Origin of the sequence: Micromonospora sp. DT15 (assembly GCF_049841475.1) — a bacterium.
Taxonomy (GTDB): Bacteria; Actinomycetota; Actinomycetes; order Mycobacteriales; family Micromonosporaceae; genus Micromonospora.
This window is the reverse complement of record NZ_JBNCKJ010000018.1, coordinates 44,862-64,844: the sequence shown is the minus strand read 5'-3', so window position 1 is coordinate 64,844 and position 19,983 is coordinate 44,862. Positions and strand designations below refer to the sequence as shown.

Genomic DNA, 19,983 nt, shown 5'->3' with positions numbered 1-19,983 from the left:
GATGCACCGCCGACGGCAGCAACACTGCGGCCGGGACGCCCGGTCGCCGGCCCGACGACAACCCACTACCGGGAGGTGAGCCTGCCGCTGGATGTGACGCTGACCGCGGGCAATCTTCGGGACGTGTCCGCGGCCTACGCCGTGCGGTCGAACAACCTTTCCCTGCCGGGTTACTACCGGCGGCACGCGCAGCAGATGATCGCGCAGATCGACGCCGGGACGTTCGCGACGTCGATTCCGGTGCCCCTGCAGTCCTGGAGATTCGCCGGCAGCCCGGACCTTCGGCTGCTGCTGGCCGGCGGCGAGATCGTGTCCGGATACGCCGTCTACTTCCGGGCGCGATACGGCACGTCGAGCCAGCTGCTGTTCGCCGGCTACGCGAACGAGGTACCCGCGTACCTGCCCAGCGACGAACTGCTGCGGAGACCCGAGACGTACGCCGGCGGGATCGACACCGACTTCCCGGGTATCGCCGGCGGCTCGATGACGGTCTACGGCTCGTTGGGGCACCTCAAGGGAAAACCGACCGCCACCTCTCCCGACGGGGCGGAACAGATCCTCATCGGAGCGATCACCGCGGCACTGGCGGCGTAGCAGACTCCACCAGGCAGACTCCACCAGGCACTAGGCGAGCAGGTCGTCCATCAGCTCGCGGACCCGGGCGAGGGTCGCGGAGACCGACCGCCCGCGCCACACGGCCACCAATGGCTCACGTTGCTCCTCGTCCCCGAGGGCGGCGTTGAGTCGTTCGGCGTCGCCGGGCGGGAAGAACGTCCCGGCGTGGGTGCCGATGCGCGTCGCGAGCGCGAACAGCTCGCGAGCCGCCGCCACGTCGCCCCGGTGCGCGGCGAGTTCGGCGCCGCCCTGCGCCCATGCCCCGATGACCGGCAGGTCCCGTGAGGAGAGCGCCTCGTCGCTGGCGAGGCTCAGTGCGGCGGCCGCGCGCGCGTCGGCGTTCTCTCCCGGCACCGGTCGCACCTGCGCCACCCGCAGGTGCAGAACCGCCACCGCGACCCGGAGCATGGCGCGTGGCTGTGGCGGCGGGCCGGTCCAGCCGGCCAGGATGCGGATCACCCCGTCGCCGTACGCCCGGGCTTCGTCGTACCGCTCGCGCTGCCACGCCACGTGGGCCAGCCCGAGGCACGCCACCGCGGCGTCCACGGCCTCGGCTTCGCCCGGCGCCGCCGTCTCGACCAGCCGCCGCTCGGCGTCCGGGTCGCCGGCGAGGGCGAGCTGCACGTCCAGCCGCACCCGGATGGACCGGGCATCCTGCGTGGCACCGATCAGCTCCATGTGGCGGACGCTGCGCGCGAGCCACTCGGCGGACCGGGCACCCTCGCCCGGCACCAGGAACTGCCCGACGGCACCCGCCGCCATCGCCATGCCCCACTGGTCGCCGGCCATCTCGAAACGACGGTAGGCCTGCTCGGCGTCGACGATCGACGCCTCGTGCATGCCACCGTTCTCCCGGACCGCGGCGCGGGCGAACAGGCCGAGCCCCTGCACGTACGGGTCGGGGTGCCCGACCATCTCGACGGTGCCCTTCATGCTCTCCTCCGGGTCGACGGCGTCGAACAGGGGTAGCGCAGTCGCGATAACGGTGAACCGGGACGACACCTCGTCCGGCCGGTCGGCGAGAACTGTCCGAAGTGCCCGACGGGCGAGCACTGCGAGCCGGAGGTCGCCGCTGATGCCGGCGTTGACCCCGGTCAACAGGCACATCCAGGCCAGCCGGTCGGCGTTGGGCAGCGGTCTGCCGCTGCGGCGGCCGTACGTGATCGCGGAGTGGAGCCGTCGCTTCGGGTCCTCGACGTGCAGCAGACCCGCCGCCCACCCGGACACTTCCAGGTGCAGTCCCCGAACCGCCCAGAGGTGGAACAGCGCGGTGGCGACCTCGACGGCGGCCGGCTCGTCGTCCTGCCCGAGTGCCCAGCGCAGACCCGCGACCAGGTTGTCCTGCTCGTCGGCGCAGCGGGTGAGCGCGTCGATCTGACCGGGGCCGACGAACTGGTCGGCGAGCGCGACCGCCTGCTCCCGCGCCCACTCGACCAGGCCGCCCATGGCCGGACCCCGTGCACCCACCGCGTCGAGGCGGGCTTCGCCGTACTCGCGGACCGTTTCGAGCATGCGGTAGCGCGGTGGACCGTCCCCCTCGACGAGGGTCAGCAGGGACTGTTCCACGAGTGTCGCCAGTCCACGACGGACATCCGAAGTCTGGGCGACCGCCGCGGCGAGGCCCGCGGTGAACGGCGCGGGGATGACCGCGACCCGCTGGAGCAGGTCACGGTCGTCCTCGGCGAGTAACTCCCTGCTCCAGTCGACCATCGCCCACAGGCTCGCGTGGCGCTCCGGCAGGCCGCGCAGGGCGTCGTCGAGCAGCGCGAAGCGGTCGCTCAGACCGGCGAGGACGTCGTCGATCGGCATGCTGCGCAGTCGCGCGGCGGCGAGTTCGAGTGCCAGCGGCAGGTTGTCGAGCCGGTGGCACAGAGCGAGTGCCCGCGTCGTGTCCCAGGTGGGCACCGCGCCACCGGCCCTCGCCCGGGTCTCGATCAGGGCGAGCGCGTCGCTGTCCGGCAGGGCGGTCAGCCGGTGGACCAGTTCGCCGGCCAGGCCCAGCGGTGCCCGGCTCGTCGCGAGCACGGTGACCTCGGGCGAGGTCACCGCGACCAGGTCCGCGACGACGGTGGCCACCGCGTCGAGGACGTGTTCGCAGTTGTCCAGCACGACCAACCCGTCGAGGTCGGGTGCCACGGCGCGAAGCCGTTCTGCGGGGTTGAGCACCCGCCGCTCCAGGCCGAGGTTGCCGCCGGTCGCCGAGGTGTCCGCACCCCCGAGGGCCGCGAGCACCGTGGGCAGCACCTCGTCGGACGAGCGCAGGCCGGCCAGTTCGATCACGCGTACCGACTGCCCGGCCGCCGCCGCGCGACGCGTCACCTCGGCGGCAAGACGGGTCTTGCCCGCGCCGCCGGCTGCCACGATCGTCACCAGAGGCGCGTCGGCGAGTCCCTCCACCACTGTCGCGACGTCGCGTTCCCTGCCGACGAGGGCGGTCATCGGCCGACGCCACGCGGCGGGCAGGGCGATCCGCATCGGCTGCCGGGGCGAGGGCTCGACGGCCGGGGTAGTCAGCTCGCCGCGCAGCAGCGCCAGGTGGACCTGTGTGATCACGGGTGATGGGTCGGTGCCGTAGCGGTCGGCCAGGTCGGCGCGCAGCCGCTCGACCACCTCCAGCGCCTCCGCCTCCCGCCCCTGGGCGGCGAGCACCCGGACGAGCAGGGCGGCGGAGGGCTCGTCCGGCGGTGTCCGCGCGGCGAGTCGGCCCAGGTCGACCTCGTCGTACGGGCCCGCGCCGGCGAGTGCCGCCTGCGCGCGTAGCGCGGCGACCTCGGCGAACAGGCGGGTGTCCTCTGTGGTGTCGAGTTCGGGAACCTCGGGGAACAGGGCCCGCGCCTGATCGGCAGTGCTGCGGGCGGCGCCGGCGTCGCCCGCTTGGAGCAGGGTGCGCGCCCGGTCGACGAGCGCGCGTGCCTCGACCGCGTCGATGGTGATCTCGTCGGCGGGCAGCCGGTAGCCACCCGGCACCGCGACCACGGGCAGCCCGAGGCGACGTACCCGGGACACGAGCGCCTGGACGGCGCCGGTCGCGTCGTCGGGTGGCACGCCGTCCCAGACGGCGTCGACGAGCAGGCTCACGGAGACCGCTCGCCCCCGCGCGTCGACGAGCGCGCGGAGCACCGCCGCGAGCCGTTCACCTCGAACGGGCTTGCCGTCGACGGCGAGTGGGCCGAGGGTCGCGATGTGCACGGACCCAGCATCCCCCACGCGCGCACGGGCCCGACGAGCACCGGTCCGTCCGGCCGGTCACGGCCGCGCGACCGGCTTGACAGGCCGTCATTCGGTTAGGTTAGCCTAACCTCATGCAGAACGAGTTGGCGTCGGTCAACGGGGAGCGCAGCCTGTCCGGCGTCGACCTCCGTCTGGGCTATCACGGTGTGCCGGTGGTACACGGTGCCGCGATCGACCTCCGCGCGGGTGCCGTCACCGCACTGGTGGGGCCCAACGGCAGCGGCAAGTCCACCCTGCTGCGGGCTCTGGCCCGGCTGCACCCGATCGAGGCCGGAATCGTGCACCTCGCCGACGGCGTCACGGCCGCCAGCCTCGCGGCCCGGGAGTTCGCCCGGCGGGTCACGCTGCTCGCCCAGAGCCGGCCGGTGCCCAGCGGCGTCACCGTCCGCGACGTCGTCGGCTACGGCCGCCACCCCTACCGGGGGCGCTGGCGCACCGAGGACCCGGACGGCCCCGCCGCCATCGCACGCGCCATGGACGTCACCGGCGTGGCCGCGATGGCCGACCGTCCCGTCGACGAACTCTCCGGAGGCGAGTTGCAGCGGGTCTGGTTGGCCACCTGCCTCGCCCAGAACACCCCGGTCCTGCTCCTCGACGAACCCACCACGTTCCTCGACCTGCGCTACCAGGTGGAGATCCTCGACCTGGTCCGTGACCTCGCGGACGATCACGGCGTCGCCGTCGGCGTCGTACTGCACGACCTCAACCAGGCAGCCGCAGTGGCGGACGAGGTGGTCCTGTTGCAGCAGGGCCGGGTCCGCGCCACCGGCACCCCGGCGACGGTGTTCACCGAGAACGCCCTCACCGAGACCTACGGGATCCGCATCGAGGTGACCACCGATCCGGTCAGCGGACTGGTCACCACCCGCCCGGTCGGGCGGCACCAGATCCGCACCCTGGTCTGAACACCCCCATCCACAGCAGAGAAAGACCGTCATGACCCGTACCCGTTTCACCGCCCTCATCGCCGTCGTGGCCGCGCTGACGCTCGGCGCCTGCGGCACGACCGAGAAGACCGCCACCCCCGAGACCTCCGCCTCGGCCGCCGGCGGGCCGGTCACCCTCACCGACAGCCGAGGCAAGGAGATCACCCTCAAGGCCCCGGCGACCAAGGTCGTCGGTCTCGAGTGGGGTGAGGTCGAGATGCTGGTCAGCCTGGGCGTCATGCCGGTCGGCGTGGCCGACCCGAAGGGCTACAGCACCTGGGTCACCTCGGCGAAGCTCGACCCCGGCGTCAAGGACGTCGGCACCCGTGGCGAGCCCAGCGTCGACTCGATCGTCGCCCTCCAGCCCGACCTCATCGTGATGGAGGACGACCGGGGCGCCAACATGATCAGTCAGCTGGAGAAGTACGCCCCCGTCGTGGTCGCCAAGGGCAGTGACGCCACCGACAACCTGGGCCGGATGCGCACCGACCTCACCATGATCGCGAAGGCGGTCGGCAAGACCGCGCAGGCGGAGAAGCTGCTTACCGACTTCGACGCGGCCATCGCCGACGGCAAGAAGAAGATCGCCGACGCGGGTGCCGCCGGCCGACCGTTCGCCATCGCCGACGGCTGGAAGGAGGGCAGCACCGTCAGCATCCGGATGTTCGGCACTGGCGCGCTGGTCTCCCAGATCGGCATCCAACTCGGCCTCACCAACGCCTGGACCGGCAAGACCGATGAGGTGTGGGGCCTGGGCCAGACCGACGTCGAGGGCATGACGGTCCTCAAGGACCCGGACACGCACCTCTTCTACAACGCATCCGACGGCGACGACGTGTTCGCCGACGGTCTCGCCGGCAACGCCATCTGGAAGTCGCTGCCCTTCGTGCAGAAGGGCAACCTGCACAAGATGCCCAGCGGCATCTGGACCTTCGGCGGTCCGCTCTCCGGCAAGCAGTACATCGACGAACTCGTCAAGACGTACACGGTGTGAGCGTGCTGAACGCGCCCCCACGCCCGGAGCCGGCCACCCGGCCGGCTCCGGGCGGACGCCTGGCCGTGCCCCGCATCGCCGTCGTCTTCGCCGCCGCGATCCTGCTGCTGCTCGTGGTCGGCGCGGTGCACCTCACCCAGGGCACCTCGAACGTCGGCGCCCTCGACCTGCTGCGGCTCGCGACCGGCGCCGACGATGAGGCGGCCCGCGTCCTGATCGCGTCCCGCCTGCCCCGGCTGCTCGCCGGGCTCGCCATCGGCGTGGCGCTCGGGTTCGCCGGGGCGGCGTTGCAGTCGATCGCCCGCAACCCGCTCGCGTCCCCCGATACCCTCGCTGTCAACGCGGGCGCCCACCTGGCGATCGTCGCCGTCGCCGCGTTCGGCGTCTCACTGCCCGCGCTGCCCGCCGGCGGCCTCGCCTTCGGCGGCGGGCTGGCCGCCGCCGGCCTGGTGATGGCGATGTCCTCCGGTGGGCAGGCCGGCACCACCCGGCTGATCCTCGCCGGCTCGGCGACCGCGCTGGCGCTCGGGTCGGTGACCACCCTGCTGCTGCTCCTGTTCGAGCAGGCCACCATCGGGCTGTTCGCCTGGGGGAACGGCTCGCTGGTGCAGAGCGACCTGACCGCGCTGACCCAACTCGCCCCGGTGATCGTCGGCGCCGCCATCGTGCTCGTGCTGCTCGGGCACCGCCTCGACATCCTCGCCCTCGGCGACGACACCGCCACAGTGCTCGGCCTCGACGTGCGGCGCACCCGGCTCACCGTCATGGTGCTGGCCGTGCTGCTCTCCGCGGCGGCCGTCACCCTCACCGGCCCGGTCGGCTTCGTCGGCCTGTGCGCACCCGTGATCGTCAGGCTGCTCGCCCCCGTGGTGCCGGGCGTGCACCGCCACCGCGTCCTGCTGCCGTTGTCCGGCATCGTCGGGGTCATCATCGTGCTCGGCTCCGACGTGCTGCTGCGGGCCGTGATGGGCGGGCAGGCCGGGGTCGACATCCCCACCGGCGTGGTCACCACACTGTTCGGCGCGGTGATCCTCATCTGGCTGGCCCGCCGGCACCGCGACGCCGGCCCCACCCGTCGTCCGCCCGGCGGGCACGCGGCCGTCCGCTCCGCCGCCTTCCACCGCGGCGTCGTCGCCGTCACCGCCGTCCTGACCGTCTGCGCGGTGGCGGTCGGCATGCTCGCCGGTGACACCTGGGTGCTGCTCGGTGACGTCGTCAACTGGGTCAACGGCAGCACCGGGCCCGCGTACACCTTCGTGCTGGACCAGCGGTGGCCGCGCGTCGCCGCGGCGGTCCTGGCCGGCGCGGCGCTCGCGGTAGCCGGCACCACAGTGCAGGCGGTCTGCCGCAATCCGCTGGCCGAACCCGGCATCCTCGGCATCACCGCCGGCGCCGGGCTCGGCGCGGTCTCCCTGCTCACCTTCGTGCCGCTGGCCGGGGTGTGGGCGGTCTCCGGCGTCGCCGGACTCGGCGCGATGCTGGCGTTCGCCCTGGTCTACGGCCTGGCCTGGCGCGGCGGGCTGAGCTCCGACCGACTCGTGCTGATCGGCTTCGGCGCCTGGCAGGGCGGCATGGCGGTCATCACCTACCTGGTCGTGGCCTTCGACCCGTGGAACACCGGGAAGGCGTTGACCTGGCTGTCCGGGTCCACCTACGGTCGGATGCCCACCCAGGTGCTGCCGGTGGCGATCGCGCTGCTGGTGCTCACCCCGGCCGTTGTCGCCGCCCGCCGGGAGCTCGACCTGATGGCGCTGGACGACGACACCCCCCGCGTGCTGGGCGTCCGGCTGGAACGCACCCGGTTGATCGCGCTCGGCGCGGCGGCGCTGCTCACCTCCACCGCCGTCTCGGCCGTCGGGGTCATCGGCTTCGTCGGTCTGGTCGCCCCGCACGCCGCGCGGGCGCTCGTCGGCGGCCGGCACTCCCGGGTGCTCCCGGTGGCCGCCCTGCTCGGCGCGGCGTTGGTCAGCATCGCCGACACCTTCGGTCGGACGGTCATCGCGCCGGCCCAGATCCCCGCCGGCCTGGTCACCGCCATGATCGGCACCCCGTACTTCGTCTGGCTGCTGTGGCGCTCCCGCGCCGTGGCGAGCACCACCCGGTAGAGCCGCCCGAGTCGAGAGAGGCACCATGACCGAGACCCTGCCCATCGCCCCGTGGCGCGTGTTCACCGTCACCGTCCGCGCGGTACGCCGCCTGAGCCCGTCCTTCACCCGGGTGACCTTCACCGGGGCGAACCTGGACCGCTTCGCCGACAACGGTTACGACCAGCGGATCAAGCTGGCGCTGCCGCTGCCCGGTCAGGACCGGGCGACCCTGCCGGAGGGCGCGGACTGGTACGCGACGTGGCGGGCCCTGCCCGAGCATCTGCGCAACCCGATCCGCACCTACACCGTCCGGGCGGTCCGCCCGCACCTGGCCGAGGTCGACGTCGACCTGGTGCTGCACGGCGACAGTGGCCCGGCGACGCGCTGGGCGCGGCGGGCCAGCGTCGGCGACGAGATCGCCCTGGTCGGGCCAGATGCCGGCTACGACGGCAACCACGGCGGGGTCGAATTTCGACAGTCCGCCGGCGGCACCGTGCTGCTGGCCGGGGACGAGACCGCCGTGCCGGCGATCAGCAGCATCTGCGAGCGACTTCCCCTCGACGCCCGGGGCACCGTCGTGCTGGAGGTGCCCGACGCCGCCGACGTGTTGCCGCTGCTCGCACCGCCCGGCGTCGAGATCCGCTGGCTGGCCCGGGGCGCCGACGGGTACGGCAGCCGACTGGTGCCCGCCGTCGTCGCCGCGGCCGGGGAGCTGCTGGCCCCCGGCGCGTCGACAGCCGCCCAGCCCGTGCCGGACGTCGACGTGGACACCGAGATCCTGTGGGAGGTGCCCGAGCAGGTGGCCCCGGCGCCGCTCTACGCGTGGCTGGCCGGGGAGGCCGGCGTCATCCGCAACCTGCGCCGGCACCTGGTCGCCGAGCGGGGTCTGGACCGGCGGGCGGTCGCCTTCATGGGCTACTGGCGTCTCGGACACTCCGACGCCGCCTAGCGCCGCGAGGCGCACCACGCCGGGCGGCCGCGAGGTGCGTCGGAGGCCGTGAGGCGCGTACCGTTTCGGGTCGGACTTGGGGCGGGCCGGCTGGAGCCGGTCCGGGATACGGGACGAGACAACGACGCATGACGGTGGACAACATTACCGAAAACGGTCAAGAGGGTATTGACCGAAGCCGGCTGGAGGCCTGCCTCAGCGTCTTCGAGGAATTGGAGGCGCTGCCCTCCGACCACCCCGACGTGGTGCAGGTGCAGCGGGCCACCGCCCGGCTCTACAAGGTGATCAAGCAGCGGCGGCGGGAGGAGCGGCGGGACGCCATCCTCGCCGCCGACCGCGCGGTGACGGAGGCCACCGCCACCGGCGCTCCGGGCCGGATCGACGACGAGACGCAGGGCATTCCGCTCGCGTCCTCCGTCGCGGGCGAGACGGCCGGCTTCCTGCACAACGCCCGCGGCTGCTACGTCTGCAAGCAGCGCTACCGCGAGGTGGACGCCTTCTACCACCAGCTCTGCCCGTCCTGCGCCGCGCTGAACCGTGAGCGCCGCGACGCCCGCACCGACCTGACCGGCCGCCGTGCGCTGCTCACCGGCGGCCGGGCCAAGATCGGCATGTACATCGCGCTGCGGCTGCTGCGCGACGGCGCGCACACGACGGTGACGACCCGGTTCCCGCACGACGCGGTCCGCCGCTTCGCCGCGATGCCCGACAGCGCCGACTGGCTGCACCGGCTGCGGATCGTCGGGATCGACCTGCGCGACCCCGCCCAGGTGATCGCCCTCGCTGACGACGTCAGCAGCCAGGGCCCCCTCGACATCCTGATCAACAACGCGGCGCAGACCGTCCGCCGGTCCCCCGGGGCGTACGCGCAGCTCATCGCCGCCGAGGCCGCGGCCCTGCCGGACGGCCCGCTGCCGGAGCTGATCACGTTCGCCAAGCCGGACGCGCAGGGCGGCCCGGTGGGCACCCTGACCGCCGGCCCACAGTCGACGGCGCTCACTCCGCACGCGCTCACCGCGCTGGCACTGACCAGCGGTTCGGCCTCGCCGGAACGGATCGCGGCGTCCACCGCCATCGACGCCGGCGGGCTCGTGCCCGACCTCGACTCGGTCAACAGCTGGGTCCAGCGGGTCCAGGAGGTGGACCCGGTCGAGCTGCTCGAAGTGCAGCTGTGCAACGTCACCGCGCCGTTCGTGCTGGTCAGCCGGTTGCGCCCGGCGATGGCCGCCGCGTCGGCCCGCCGCAAGTACGTGGTGAACGTGTCGGCCATGGAGGGTCAGTTCGGCCGCGGTTACAAGGGGCCGGGGCACCCGCACACCAACATGGCCAAGGCGGCGCTGAACATGCTGACCCGCACCAGCGCCGAGGAGATGTTGACCGACGGCATCCTGATGACCAGCGTCGACACCGGCTGGATCACCGACGAACGCCCTCACCCGACGAAGATGCGGCTGGCCGACGAGGGCTTCCACGCCCCACTGGATCTGGTCGACGGCGCGGCCCGGGTGTACGACCCGATCGTCCGCGGCGAACAGGGCGAGGATCTGTACGGCTGTTTCCTGAAGGACTACGCGCCCTGCGCCTGGTGATCGCCCCGAGCGACGAGGATGATCGCCCGCACCAACAAGGAGAAGAACATGTCAGCTGACCGTGAATCGTGGCCGACGCTCGACGAGCTGCTGCGCGAGGAGAACGAGCTGGAGCTCGCGGGCCTGTCCGAGACCGACGCGTACGAGCTGGGGATGCTCGCCGTCGCCGCCGCGACCGAGCAGCGGCTGCCGGTCTCGGTGGGCGTGTGGCGGGCCGGGCGGCAGCTGTTCCACTGTGGCCTGCCGGGGTCGACGGCGGACAACGACGCGTGGCTGCGCCGCAAGGGGCGGGTGGTGATGCGCTTCGAGCACTCCTCGCTCTACATGGCCCGGCTGTGCCAGGACAAGCAGGTGACGCTGGCCGAGCGGTTCGGTCTGCCGGCCTCGCGGTACGCGGCGGCGGGGGGCGCGGTACCCCTGCGCGTGCGCGGCACCGGTGTGGTGGGCTGGGTCGGTGTCTCCGGGCTGCCGCAGTTGGACGACCACCGTTTCGTGGTCGACATCCTCCGCAAGCTCCCCCGATAGGGCGTTGCCGGCGGCCTCGCAGGCGAGGCCGCCGGGTCACTCGCTCAGTGTGCGCGCCGGTTGGCGCGCAGGGCGCCCAGGAGCACGCCGGGGCGGGCCAGGGAGTGCGGGTGTTCGCGCATGGAGACGACGTCGTTGAACCGCCGCGCGGTCACCACGTCCGTGACGGTCGCGGCGATGACCTGGCTGCTGGCCCAGCGGGAGAACCGGTAGCCGCGCGGGTAGGGCCCGTCGACGTGGGGCAACGCCAGGTCCGCCGAGGTGGAGAGCGACCAGGCGGCGTCCACCACGACCTTCTGGAGCGCGAGGTAGTGGCGCGCGGGCGCCCGGAGATCCGGGCCGGACCGAAGGTACATCGAGAGGCAGGCCGCGTGCAGGGCCGCCGCCGTCATGCCCTGCCCGTACACCGGGTTGAACGACGCGACGGCGTCGCCGACGCTGATCAGGCCGGCCGGGAACCGCTTGAGCGCGTGGAAGTCCCGTCGTCGACTGTCGGCATGGTGGTAGGTCTGGACGTCGCCGATCATCTCCTGGTCGGCGACGTCGCCGAACTCCGGTGGGAACTGCTCGCGCAGGCGGCGGACGAAGTCATCCGCGGTACGCCCCGGGCGGTCGTTGCCGTAACCGGCCATCATGGCCATCCACCGGCCGTCCTCGATGGCGAAGAACGCGGCCCCGGCCACGTCCATCCCCGATTTCGGCGTGTTCAAAGCCAGGACGACAGTCGAGGCCGGGGTGACCTCCGGGCGGCGGAACAGGGCGGTCGCGTAGTTGAGGTGCACTGTCATCCGCCGGGTGACCGGCCGGTCCCAGTCGGCCTGCTCCAGCCAGTCCGAGAGTCGGCTGGACCGCCCCATGGCGTCCACCACGAGGTCGGCGCGTTCGACCCCGGGCACCCCATCGACCTCGGAGCGGACCCCGGTGACCGCGGTGCCGTCGAACACGAGGCCGGTGGCGCGGGCGGTGATCGTCTTGACGTTGGGCAACCGAAGCACCTGCTGGCGGATCAGGCCCTCCAGCAGCGGTCGACTGCCCGCCAGACTGTCGGCGTCGTCGGGGACGACGACCTTCAGACGCCCGTCGAGGTAGTTGCGCCGGGCCTCGGGCGGCGCCTCGACCGCTCCGCGCGCCAGTGCGTCGTCGCGAAATCCGGGGAACAGGCGCTCCAGTTGGAAGAGGCCGCCGGGCAGCAGCGCGTGCAGCTGTGTCCCCTGGGGTACGCCGGGCCGCGCGCCGGTCACCTGCGGGTCGTCCCGGTCGATGATGACGACGGTGTCGGCGTGGTCGGACAGCACCCGGGCGGCCAGTAGACCGGCGACACTGCCGCCGACCACAACGGCCGTGCCCATCGTCGGGGTCGGCTGGTCAGGGGGTCGCGGCGCGTTCAGTTCCGCGAAGACCCGGGACGGGGAGAGGGACATGGTGCTCTCCAAGGGGGGTAACGGGGGGCGTGCCCTCCCCGGTTGCTGTCAGCGACCGTGCGCGGACAGACCGGTGGACGGTCGTTCGACGTATTGCCTGCCGATCGTCGCACAACCACCTGAACGGCAACCGGCTGTGTCTGCCAGATGACCGCCTGTTGGCCGATGGGCCGGACGGGTCCGTCGTTCGGACGGGTCCGGTGGCGCGTCCTCCGGCCGGCTGTCACGATCTCCGGCATGTCCGTCGCACGTCGAACTCTGCTCGGGGCCGGCCTTGCCGCCGCGACCTCCGCCCTCACCGGTTGCGGTGCCACCGGCGCGCCGGACACCGGCTCGGCCGGCCCTGGCGACGCAGCGACCGCGAAGGGCGCCACCGGCAGCCGGGTCGGATTCGGAGCGGCGGGTGACGCCGGGCCGCCGCTCAGGGCACCGGACGCACCGGTCGGCGGCAACCCGCCGGTGCGTCAGGCCCCCTACGCCCAGGACGTGACCGCCCTGCTCCGGCGAAACCTGCCCGCGACTTCACAGACCGTGCAACACAAGGGTTTTCCCGGTGCTGTCGCTCTCGTCGTGGTGGGCGGGAAGGTGACTGTGCACACCGCGCTCGGTGAGGCGCTGCGGTATACGGCGGGTCCGAAGCTGCTCGCGGCGAACCAGCGCGTCGCGATGCGCCGGGACTCCATCTTCGACCTCGCCTCGGTCACCAAGGTGTATACGGCCATCCTGCTGTTGCAGCAGGTCGACAAGGGCCGCGTCGACCTCGGCGCTCCGGTGCGTGACTACCTGCCCGCCTTCACCGGCACGGGCAAGGAGCAGATCACCGTCGAGATGCTGCTCACCCACACCAGCGGTCTTCCCGTCGGCGCCACGGTCACCGGCCTGCCCGACAACGCGGCCCGCTGGAACGCCGTGCTCGGCACGCCGCTGGTCTCCGGCGCGGTGCCGGGGAAGACGTTCCGCTATTCCAGCGTCGGGCTCATGGTCGCCGGCAAGATCGTCGAGAAGGTCACCGGCCAGCGGCTCGACCAGGCGCTCAAGACCAACCTGACCGGCCCGCTCGGTCTGCGCGACACCGGCTTCAACCCGAACAGCTGGCTGTCGGCCGCCGCGAAGGCCAGCCGACTGGTCGCCACCGACGCCCGCTCGTCCCGAGGGCTGCTCCGTGGCGTCGTCCACGACGACGTCGCCAACCACCTGGGTGGCATCGCCGGTCACGCCGGCATCTTCGCCTCCGCGACCGATCTCGCGGCCATCGGTCAGTTGCTCCTGAACGCGGGCGCCCACCAGGGCAAACGGATCCTCTCCGCGGCGACGGTGCGCCGGATGCTCACCAACCACAACGCCGGCAAACCGGCCATCGATCCCGAGCGCCCCAACCGGACCTCGGCGCACGGCCTCGGCGTCGTGCTCAACCAGAGCTGGTTCATGGGCAGGCTCGCCTCGGCCCGGACCTTCGGCCACACCGGATTCGCCGGCCCCTCGCTCCTGGTCGCGCCCGACCGCAAACTCGTCCTGGCGCTGCTCACCAACCGCGCGCACCCCAACTGGAGCTGGTCGAACCCCGACCCGGTCCGCGCCGCTGTCGGCGACCTGCTCGCCACGAAGGTCAACTGACCGGAAGGTGTGGACCATCGCGCCCCACCCTGACACGATACTTGCGCTAGTAGTGCAAATACTTCGTCCGTCCTGGTGGAGGATCGATGCACAAATCTCGCCGGAGCCTGCTCTCCGTGGTGGCCGGGGTCGCCCTCGCGGCCAGCCTGTCCGCCGTCGCCGTGCCACGCGCCGCCGAAGCCGCCGCCACACCGACACACCGTCCAGTGATCTTCGTGCACGGCAGCGCGGGATCAGCAGCGCAGTTCGAGACCCAGGCCAAACGGCTGGCCAGCAACGGGTACCCGATCGACATCATCGAAGCCCACGAGTACGACTCCCCGAGCATCGCGACGATCCTGCCCCAGGTGTACGCGGGACTCGACGCACGGATCTCCCGCCTGCTGGCGGCCACCGGCGCGGACCGGGTCGACCTCGTCGCGCACTCACTGGGCACCTTCGTCTCGCAGGGCTACCTCAACAGTTCGCCGGAGCGTGCTGTCCGGGTCGCGCACTACGTCAACCTGGACGGGCGCACCGCGACCTCCCCGCCGGGTGGTGTGCCCACGCTCGCCATCTGGGGCGAGGGTGACCCGGCCCGCGCCGTCGCCGGCGCGACGAACGTGCACCTGCCGGACCAGTCGCACACGCAGACCGTGTCGTCGGCGGAGTCGTTCACCGAGATCTTCGGCTTCCTCCGGGGCCGTGCGCCCCACACGACGCGGATCGTGCCGCAACTCTTCGGCGCCGCCCGGGTCTCCGGCCGCGCCGTGCTCTTCCCGAGCAACGTCGGTGTCACCGGTGCGACCCTGGAGGTCTACCCGGTCAGCCCACTGACCGGCGGCCGACTGTCACACCGGCCCGCGCATCGGCTGTCGCTCGGCGTCGACGGCTCGTTCGGCCCCCTCCCGGTGCTCGCCACGGCACGCTACGAGTTCGCCATCGTGCGCCTGGGCGCCGCGACGCACCATTTCTACTTCCAGCCATTCCTCCGCTCGGACTCGTTCCTGCGCCTGGCGACCAGCGAGCCGGGCGAGGGCCTCAGCGGTCTGGTCGAGACCAGCGACCGGCACACGGCGCTCACGATCCAACGGCAGAAGGAGTGGTGGGGCGACCAGGGCGACGCCGGCGACCACCTCTGGATCAACGGCAGGGACGTCCTGAACGCGGCGAACACGCCACGCGCCAAGCGGACGATCGGCATCTTCGCCTTCGACGACGGCAGCGACGGCGTCACCGACCTGTCGGCCCCGCTGCCGGAGTTCTTCAGCCAGACCTTCATCACCGGCATGGACGTCTTCATCCCGGCGACGCCGGCACACCTCGGCCTGGTACGCATCACCGTGGGCCAGCGCGGCGGCGGCCACGAGGTGATCAACGTGCCCAACTGGAGATCGAGCACCGACCGGGTGACGGTCAGCGTGGACGACTTCTGACCGCACCTCGCGGATGGCCCGGCCACCTCAGGTCGAGACGGTGGCCGGGACCCGCACTCGTCAGACGGTCGCCGGGACCCGCTCGCGCACTCGTCGCCCGACGGCGAAGCCGATCAGCCCCAGGATCAACCCGACGACCGCCAGAGCGACACCCACCCGGGCCGGCGCGAGGTAGCCGAATCCGGCGGCGATGGCGACGCTGCCCAGTGCGGCGCCCAGGCTGTTCGCGATGTTCATGGCCGACTGGTTGACCGCCGCGCCCATCAGTTGCGCTCCCGGGGCGACGGTGATCAGAAGTGCCTGCAGGACCGGACCGAGATACAGGCTGGTCGCACCGACCAGGAACGCGCCCACGAACAGGCCCACGCTCGTTGACGCCACGAGGCTGAACACGGCGATGCTCACGATCATCGCCACGAAGCCGATGACCATGCTCCGCTGGAGGTCGCGGTCCGCCAGCCAACCGCCCAGGGCGTTGCCGACGGTCATCCCCAGACCCACCGCGACCAACGTCCACGGCACCGTCGCGGCGGAGAGACCGGCGACGTCGGTGGTGACCGGTGCGATGTAGGTGTTCACCGCGAAGAAGCCGGCGAAGCCGACAGCGCCGGTCGCGGCGACCAGCCAGACCTGCGAGGTCCGCAGCGCCCGCAACTCGGCGGCCGGCGAGCCGTCGACCGCCGCGGCGACCTCCGGAACGACCGCCAGCACCGCCAGCAGGGTGAGCAGGAAAAAGCCGGCGATGACCAGGTACGCCACCCGCCAGTCGACCGTCTGCCCGAGCCGCGTGATGAGCGGTACGCCGACCAGGTTGCTCACGGTCAGACCGCCGAGCACTGTGGCGAAACCACGGGCCTCGTTACCGGGGCCCATCAGGGTCGCCGCGAGCAGACCGGCCGCACCGAAGTACGCGCCGTGCGGCAGCGCCGCCACGAACCGGGCCACCAGCACCAGATCGAAGGTGGGGGCGAGCGCGGACGCGACAGTGCCGACGGCGAACATCACGAGCAGCCCGAGGACGAGCTTCTTGCGGGGCAGGCGCGCGCTCAACGCGGCGATCAGCGGCGCGCCGACGACCACACCGAGCGCGTACGCGGTGATCATCCAGCCCGCCTGGGCGACGGCGTCCGACGACGACCGCGCGTACTCGTGCGGGAGCAGACCGCGGGCGATGTCGGGCAGCAGCCCCATCGCCACGAACTCGGTCAGGCCGACCGCGACGCCGCCCAGTGCCAGAGCGGCAAGCGCCGCCAGCCGTCGACCTCTACTCAACTCGATCACCGAAAAAATTTAGCAACAGCGTTGCGTAATAGGGTGGTGAGATGACTCGCGTCACTGCCGACGTCACGTTCCTCCGCGGCTACAACCAGGCTCTCGTGATGGCGGTGGGGCGCACGGCTCGCACGTTCGAGCGCGCGACAGTGGTCGAGGCCACCGGCCTGACACCACAGGCGGTCTCCAAGGTCATCGCCCGGCTGACCGCCGACGGCCTGATCCGCCCCGCCGGCGTCCGGCGTCCGGGCATCGGCAAGCCCGCTGTCGTCTACGAACTCGTCCCGGACAGCCGGTACGCGATCGGCGCCCACGTGGCCCGACGCACGCTGCGGCTCGTCCTGGTCGACCTGGCCGGCACCGTGCACCACTCGGCGGTCAGCCCGCTGCCCCGCGACTTCACCCCGGGGCAACTCCTCGACGCCCTGAGCACCGGCATCGACACGATGGCCGGCATCGGCGACCTGCGGGGCCGACTCACCGGGCTGGGCATCGGCATGATCGGCCCACTCGACCACGCCAACGGCCTGGTCCGGGACGCCCACGGCCTGCGGCACTGGCACGACGTACCGCTGCGCGAGATCGCCGAGAAACACCTCGGTCTCCCCGTCCACCTGGACAAGGACGTCACCGCGGGGATCACGGCGGAGGCCTGGCGGCACGGCGCGGCGTTCGGCGACGCGGCCCTCATCATGGTCGAGTCGGGCATCGGCGGAGGCTTCTGGCTGGGCGGCGCGGCCCATCGGGGGGCACACACCAACGCGGGCGAGTTCGGCCACACTGTCGTCGACCTGACCGGGCCCCTCTGCGTCTGTGGCCGGCACGGGTGCCTGGAGATCGTGCACCACCGCGCCGTCGAGGCTGGCGACATCGCACACGCCGCCCGCGTGCTGGCCGTCGGCGTCGTCAACCTGCTCCAGACCCTCGACCTCGCCCACGTGGTGCTGACCGGCGCGGACCTCCTGCGGCATCCGCAGACCTATCTCGCGGCGGTCACCGAGGCAGTCGGGGCAGACACCCTGCGCGCGGACTGGCTCAGCACCAGGGTGGCCCTGTCCAGCCTCGGCGCGGACGTGATCGCCGCGGGCGCCGCCATGCAGGTCCTCGACCAGCACTACGGCATCCCGGAGCTGGCCCATTCCGTGATCGCTGGCAGCTGAGCGAATCGACACGCCAAGCGACGCCCTGCTGAGCCGCCACCGATCGCCCTGAGGTCAGATCGCGGCGGGTGGTGACGGCCGGGACTCGCCGTGTCGCTACGCCACCACGGCGTCGGTGCCCGTATGAGTGCATCCGCTGGCTGGGCTCTCGCTGTCCGCGATGACCTCGTCGAGCCGCTTGCGCGCCTGCCGGAGTTGGGTGATCTGTCGATCGATGCGGTCGCGTTCGGCGCGCAGCAGTGCCCGCGACTGCGGTGTGTTGACCTTCGCGTCGACGCAGGGCAGGAGGTCCAGGATGGTTCGGCTGGACAGGCCGGCGGCGTACAGCATCTGGATCAGATAGACCCGGTCCATCGCGTCGTCGAGGTAGTGGCGCTGACCGCCACTGCTCCGTGCGGCAGTCAGGAGGCCCTGCTCCTCGTAGTAGCGCAGGGCTCGTACCGACACCCCGGTCTTCGTGGCGAGTTCCCCGATCCGCATCGACCCCTCCCTCCGAGCCGGTGGCGTCAGCCACACAGCCTTCTTCCTCACGTGAGCGTCAGGTTCACCGTAGCTCGCGCACCAACTTCTGCGCGGCGACGGTGCGGTCTCTCACTGGCAGACGCGCCACTCGCCGTCCTCCTTGACCAGCGCCACCCCCTGCGTGAACCTCGCACCGGTGGCCGCCTGGACCACCTCGACCTGGACGGTCCCGGTGACCCGCCCGTTGTAGTTGTTGACGTTCACGCCGGTGATCTCGTAACTGCTGATCTTCAACTGCGCGCTCTGGATCCGGGCGAAGTCCTCCTGCGGCATGGTGTCGCGCACCCGGTCGCACAGCCGCCCGTACCGTCATGGCCCGGAGGGTAGGGCCGCCGCGCCAGCGGCGAGAGCCCGCCGGGTGCCCGGTGGTTCAGCCTCCGGAGGCGGACGGTCCCGGCGTCGGCACGCCGCCGGCGACCGCACGGGCGGGCGGCGCCGACGCCGGGGCCGGTCGCAGATTCGCGGGTACGGGCAGCGCGCTGCCCTTGATGAACTGGCCCCAACTGGTGTTCCAGGCCGTCCAGCCGTTGCCCGACTGGAGCCGGACCTCGGTGCCGGTGAAGGTGACCAGGTCACCGACCCGGGTGACGCCCATCAACCAGTCGGCGTTGGCCGCCGAGATGTTCGTGCAGCCGTGCGAGACGTTGCGGTGTCCCTGATCCGACACCGACCAGGGTGCCCCGTGGATGAACTCGCCGCCCCAGGTGAGCCGTTGCGCGTCCTCGACGTTCACCACGTAGCCGCCGTTCGGCTCGCCGCGCGTGTCGAACGTGGTGTACTGGTGCTTCTCCATGATCACCATCTTGCCGCTGGACGTGGGGGTGCTGCGCTTGCCGAGGCTGACCGGGATCCTGCGGATCAGCTTGCCGTCCCGTAGCACGCGCATCTGCTTGGTGGCGTTGTCGACTTCGAGCGACACCTGCCGTCCGATCCGGGACGTCGCGGTGCGGTCGGCGTCACCGACGTGGCTCTTCCCGATCGGCAGACCCGTCAGGCCCGCCCGGACACTGATGGTCGTTCCGGGTCGCCAGAAGTCGGGAGCCCGGTAGTAGACCTGGCTGCCGTCGTCCACCCAGGACCAGACGCCCGGCTGCGGCGGGTTCGTGGTGACGAACAACCGACGTTGCACGTCGGCGCGGGCGGACCTGGCGATGGGCGGATCGAAACCGATGGTCACCGGCATCGCGGTGCCGTACGTCTGCTTGTCGGCGAAGTACAGCGTGCTGCTCACCTGCGGCTTCGTCGACGCCGCCGCGGTGGTGAAGCTGCTGGTGCGGGTGGTGGTCCGCCCGGAGTCGCCGGTGGCGGTCACCGACGCGGTGTACGTGTGCTGCGGGCGCAACGGGGCGCTCGGCACCCAGGCCGAGCCGTCCTCGCGTGGCTCCGCCCCGACCGTCGTGCCCGCCTCGTCGACGATGCGCACGGCGGTGATCTTTCCACCCGTGACGAGCGGAACCACCTCGGCGCTGAGCGGCACGTTCCGGGAGAGATCGGCCGGCGTGACGGTCAGCTCGGGCGAGGGCACCACCTGCTCGGCGGGACGTACGGCGGCCTTTCGCTCGGTGGTGCACCCACCGAGGACCAGCGGTGTCGCCGCGACGGCCACCGCGACGAGCGCCATGCGCCTCCGTAAAACCATCTAACGTCCCCCGGCTTCCGTGTG

At 72.1% G+C, this 19,983-nt stretch carries 16 protein-coding genes; 10 read left to right on the top strand and 6 right to left on the bottom strand.

From position 1 onward, the window contains the following. Positions 1 to 75: 75 nt before the first annotated feature. Entirely contained in the window at positions 76 to 594 is a 519-nt protein-coding gene (locus ACLQ3F_RS30320; RefSeq protein WP_425853020.1) for a hypothetical protein, read from the top strand. A gap of 30 nt (positions 595 to 624) precedes the next feature. On the opposite strand, the gene ACLQ3F_RS30315 is transcribed toward ACLQ3F_RS30320, so the two are convergent. Beyond that, a complete protein-coding gene (locus ACLQ3F_RS30315) occupies positions 625 to 3,804 on the bottom strand; it encodes a BTAD domain-containing putative transcriptional regulator (RefSeq protein WP_425853018.1) in 3,180 nt (1,059 codons plus the stop codon). A gap of 113 nt (positions 3,805 to 3,917) precedes the next feature. Between ACLQ3F_RS30315 and ACLQ3F_RS30310 the strand changes: the two genes are divergently transcribed. The 6 genes from ACLQ3F_RS30310 to ACLQ3F_RS30285 all read left to right on the top strand — a co-directional run bounded on the left by ACLQ3F_RS30310 (position 3,918) and on the right by ACLQ3F_RS30285 (position 10,916). Beyond that, complete coding sequence (locus ACLQ3F_RS30310) at positions 3,918 to 4,751, top strand: ABC transporter ATP-binding protein (RefSeq protein ID WP_425853016.1); 834 nt, start codon at positions 3,918 to 3,920, stop codon at positions 4,749 to 4,751. 31 nt (positions 4,752 to 4,782) lie between these two features. Beyond that, positions 4,783 to 5,766 carry an ABC transporter substrate-binding protein gene (locus ACLQ3F_RS30305; RefSeq protein ID WP_425853014.1) on the top strand — a complete coding sequence of 328 codons (984 nt, stop codon included), beginning with the start codon at positions 4,783 to 4,785 and terminating at the stop codon, positions 5,764 to 5,766. A gap of 5 nt (positions 5,767 to 5,771) precedes the next feature. Then, positions 5,772 to 7,871 carry an iron ABC transporter permease gene (locus ACLQ3F_RS30300; protein ID WP_425853091.1) on the top strand — a complete coding sequence of 700 codons (2,100 nt, stop codon included), beginning with the start codon at positions 5,772 to 5,774 and terminating at the stop codon, positions 7,869 to 7,871. A gap of 25 nt (positions 7,872 to 7,896) precedes the next feature. Then, positions 7,897 to 8,802, top strand: coding sequence for a siderophore-interacting protein (locus ACLQ3F_RS30295; protein WP_425853012.1), 906 nt, complete (start codon positions 7,897 to 7,899; stop codon positions 8,800 to 8,802). 128 nt (positions 8,803 to 8,930) lie between these two features. Next, a complete protein-coding gene (locus ACLQ3F_RS30290) occupies positions 8,931 to 10,391 on the top strand; it encodes an SDR family NAD(P)-dependent oxidoreductase (protein WP_357198646.1) in 1,461 nt (486 codons plus the stop codon). A gap of 48 nt (positions 10,392 to 10,439) precedes the next feature. Further along, a complete protein-coding gene (locus tag ACLQ3F_RS30285) occupies positions 10,440 to 10,916 on the top strand; it encodes a heme-degrading domain-containing protein (RefSeq protein ID WP_355010264.1) in 477 nt (158 codons plus the stop codon). A 44-nt stretch (positions 10,917 to 10,960) separates the two neighbouring features. On the opposite strand, the gene ACLQ3F_RS30280 is transcribed toward ACLQ3F_RS30285, so the two are convergent. Next, positions 10,961 to 12,337: an FAD-dependent oxidoreductase gene (locus tag ACLQ3F_RS30280; protein ID WP_425853010.1), complete on the bottom strand. Its 1,377-nt coding sequence runs from the start codon at positions 12,335 to 12,337 to the stop codon at positions 10,961 to 10,963. A 237-nt stretch (positions 12,338 to 12,574) separates the two neighbouring features. Here ACLQ3F_RS30280 and ACLQ3F_RS30275 point away from each other — a divergent pair, with 237 nt between their 5' ends. Both ACLQ3F_RS30275 and ACLQ3F_RS30270 read left to right on the top strand, forming a co-directional pair. Next, entirely contained in the window at positions 12,575 to 13,951 is a 1,377-nt protein-coding gene (locus tag ACLQ3F_RS30275) for a serine hydrolase domain-containing protein (RefSeq protein WP_425853008.1), read from the top strand. An 86-nt stretch (positions 13,952 to 14,037) separates the two neighbouring features. Beyond that, positions 14,038 to 15,366 (top strand): alpha/beta hydrolase, encoded by a 1,329-nt coding sequence (locus tag ACLQ3F_RS30270; protein ID WP_425853006.1) that lies wholly within the window; start codon positions 14,038 to 14,040, stop codon positions 15,364 to 15,366. Positions 15,367 to 15,426: 60 nt separating this feature from the next. On the opposite strand, the gene ACLQ3F_RS30265 is transcribed toward ACLQ3F_RS30270, so the two are convergent. After that, positions 15,427 to 16,647: an MFS transporter gene (locus tag ACLQ3F_RS30265; protein ID WP_357206908.1), complete on the bottom strand. Its 1,221-nt coding sequence runs from the start codon at positions 16,645 to 16,647 to the stop codon at positions 15,427 to 15,429. A gap of 41 nt (positions 16,648 to 16,688) precedes the next feature. On the opposite strand from ACLQ3F_RS30265, the gene ACLQ3F_RS30260 reads away from it, so the two are divergent. After that, positions 16,689 to 17,798: an ROK family protein gene (locus tag ACLQ3F_RS30260; protein ID WP_425853004.1), complete on the top strand. Its 1,110-nt coding sequence runs from the start codon at positions 16,689 to 16,691 to the stop codon at positions 17,796 to 17,798. A gap of 96 nt (positions 17,799 to 17,894) precedes the next feature. Here ACLQ3F_RS30260 and ACLQ3F_RS30255 read toward each other — a convergent pair whose 3' ends face one another. The 3 genes from ACLQ3F_RS30255 to ACLQ3F_RS30245 form a co-directional block, all read right to left on the bottom strand. After that, positions 17,895 to 18,278 carry a MerR family transcriptional regulator gene (locus ACLQ3F_RS30255; RefSeq protein ID WP_425853002.1) on the bottom strand — a complete coding sequence of 128 codons (384 nt, stop codon included), beginning with the start codon at positions 18,276 to 18,278 and terminating at the stop codon, positions 17,895 to 17,897. A gap of 111 nt (positions 18,279 to 18,389) precedes the next feature. Next, complete coding sequence (locus tag ACLQ3F_RS30250; RefSeq protein ID WP_425853001.1) at positions 18,390 to 18,605, bottom strand: hypothetical protein; 216 nt, start codon at positions 18,603 to 18,605, stop codon at positions 18,390 to 18,392. A gap of 85 nt (positions 18,606 to 18,690) precedes the next feature. Then, entirely contained in the window at positions 18,691 to 19,941 is a 1,251-nt protein-coding gene (locus ACLQ3F_RS30245) for an Ig-like domain-containing protein (RefSeq protein WP_425852999.1), read from the bottom strand. Positions 19,942 to 19,983: the final 42 nt, after the last annotated feature.

Excerpts from the sequence above, each read along its gene's own strand:
- ACLQ3F_RS30245 (WP_425852999.1), bottom strand. The coding sequence starts at position 19,941 with ATGGCGCTCGTCGCGGTGGCCGTCGCGGCGACACCGCTGGTCCTCGGT.
- ACLQ3F_RS30295 (WP_425853012.1), top strand. The coding sequence starts at position 7,897 with ATGACCGAGACCCTGCCCATCGCCCCGTGGCGCGTGTTCACCGTCACC.
- ACLQ3F_RS30275 (WP_425853008.1), top strand. The coding sequence starts at position 12,575 with ATGTCCGTCGCACGTCGAACTCTGCTCGGGGCCGGCCTTGCCGCCGCG.
- ACLQ3F_RS30280 (WP_425853010.1), bottom strand. The coding sequence starts at position 12,337 with ATGTCCCTCTCCCCGTCCCGGGTCTTCGCGGAACTGAACGCGCCGCGA.
- ACLQ3F_RS30255 (WP_425853002.1), bottom strand. The coding sequence starts at position 18,278 with ATGCGGATCGGGGAACTCGCCACGAAGACCGGGGTGTCGGTACGAGCC.
- ACLQ3F_RS30305 (WP_425853014.1), top strand. The coding sequence starts at position 4,783 with ATGACCCGTACCCGTTTCACCGCCCTCATCGCCGTCGTGGCCGCGCTG.
- ACLQ3F_RS30270 (WP_425853006.1), top strand. The coding sequence starts at position 14,038 with ATGCACAAATCTCGCCGGAGCCTGCTCTCCGTGGTGGCCGGGGTCGCC.
- ACLQ3F_RS30285 (WP_355010264.1), top strand. The coding sequence starts at position 10,440 with ATGTCAGCTGACCGTGAATCGTGGCCGACGCTCGACGAGCTGCTGCGC.
- ACLQ3F_RS30290 (WP_357198646.1), top strand. The coding sequence starts at position 8,931 with ATGACGGTGGACAACATTACCGAAAACGGTCAAGAGGGTATTGACCGA.
- ACLQ3F_RS30310 (WP_425853016.1), top strand. The coding sequence starts at position 3,918 with ATGCAGAACGAGTTGGCGTCGGTCAACGGGGAGCGCAGCCTGTCCGGC.
- ACLQ3F_RS30260 (WP_425853004.1), top strand. The coding sequence starts at position 16,689 with ATGACTCGCGTCACTGCCGACGTCACGTTCCTCCGCGGCTACAACCAG.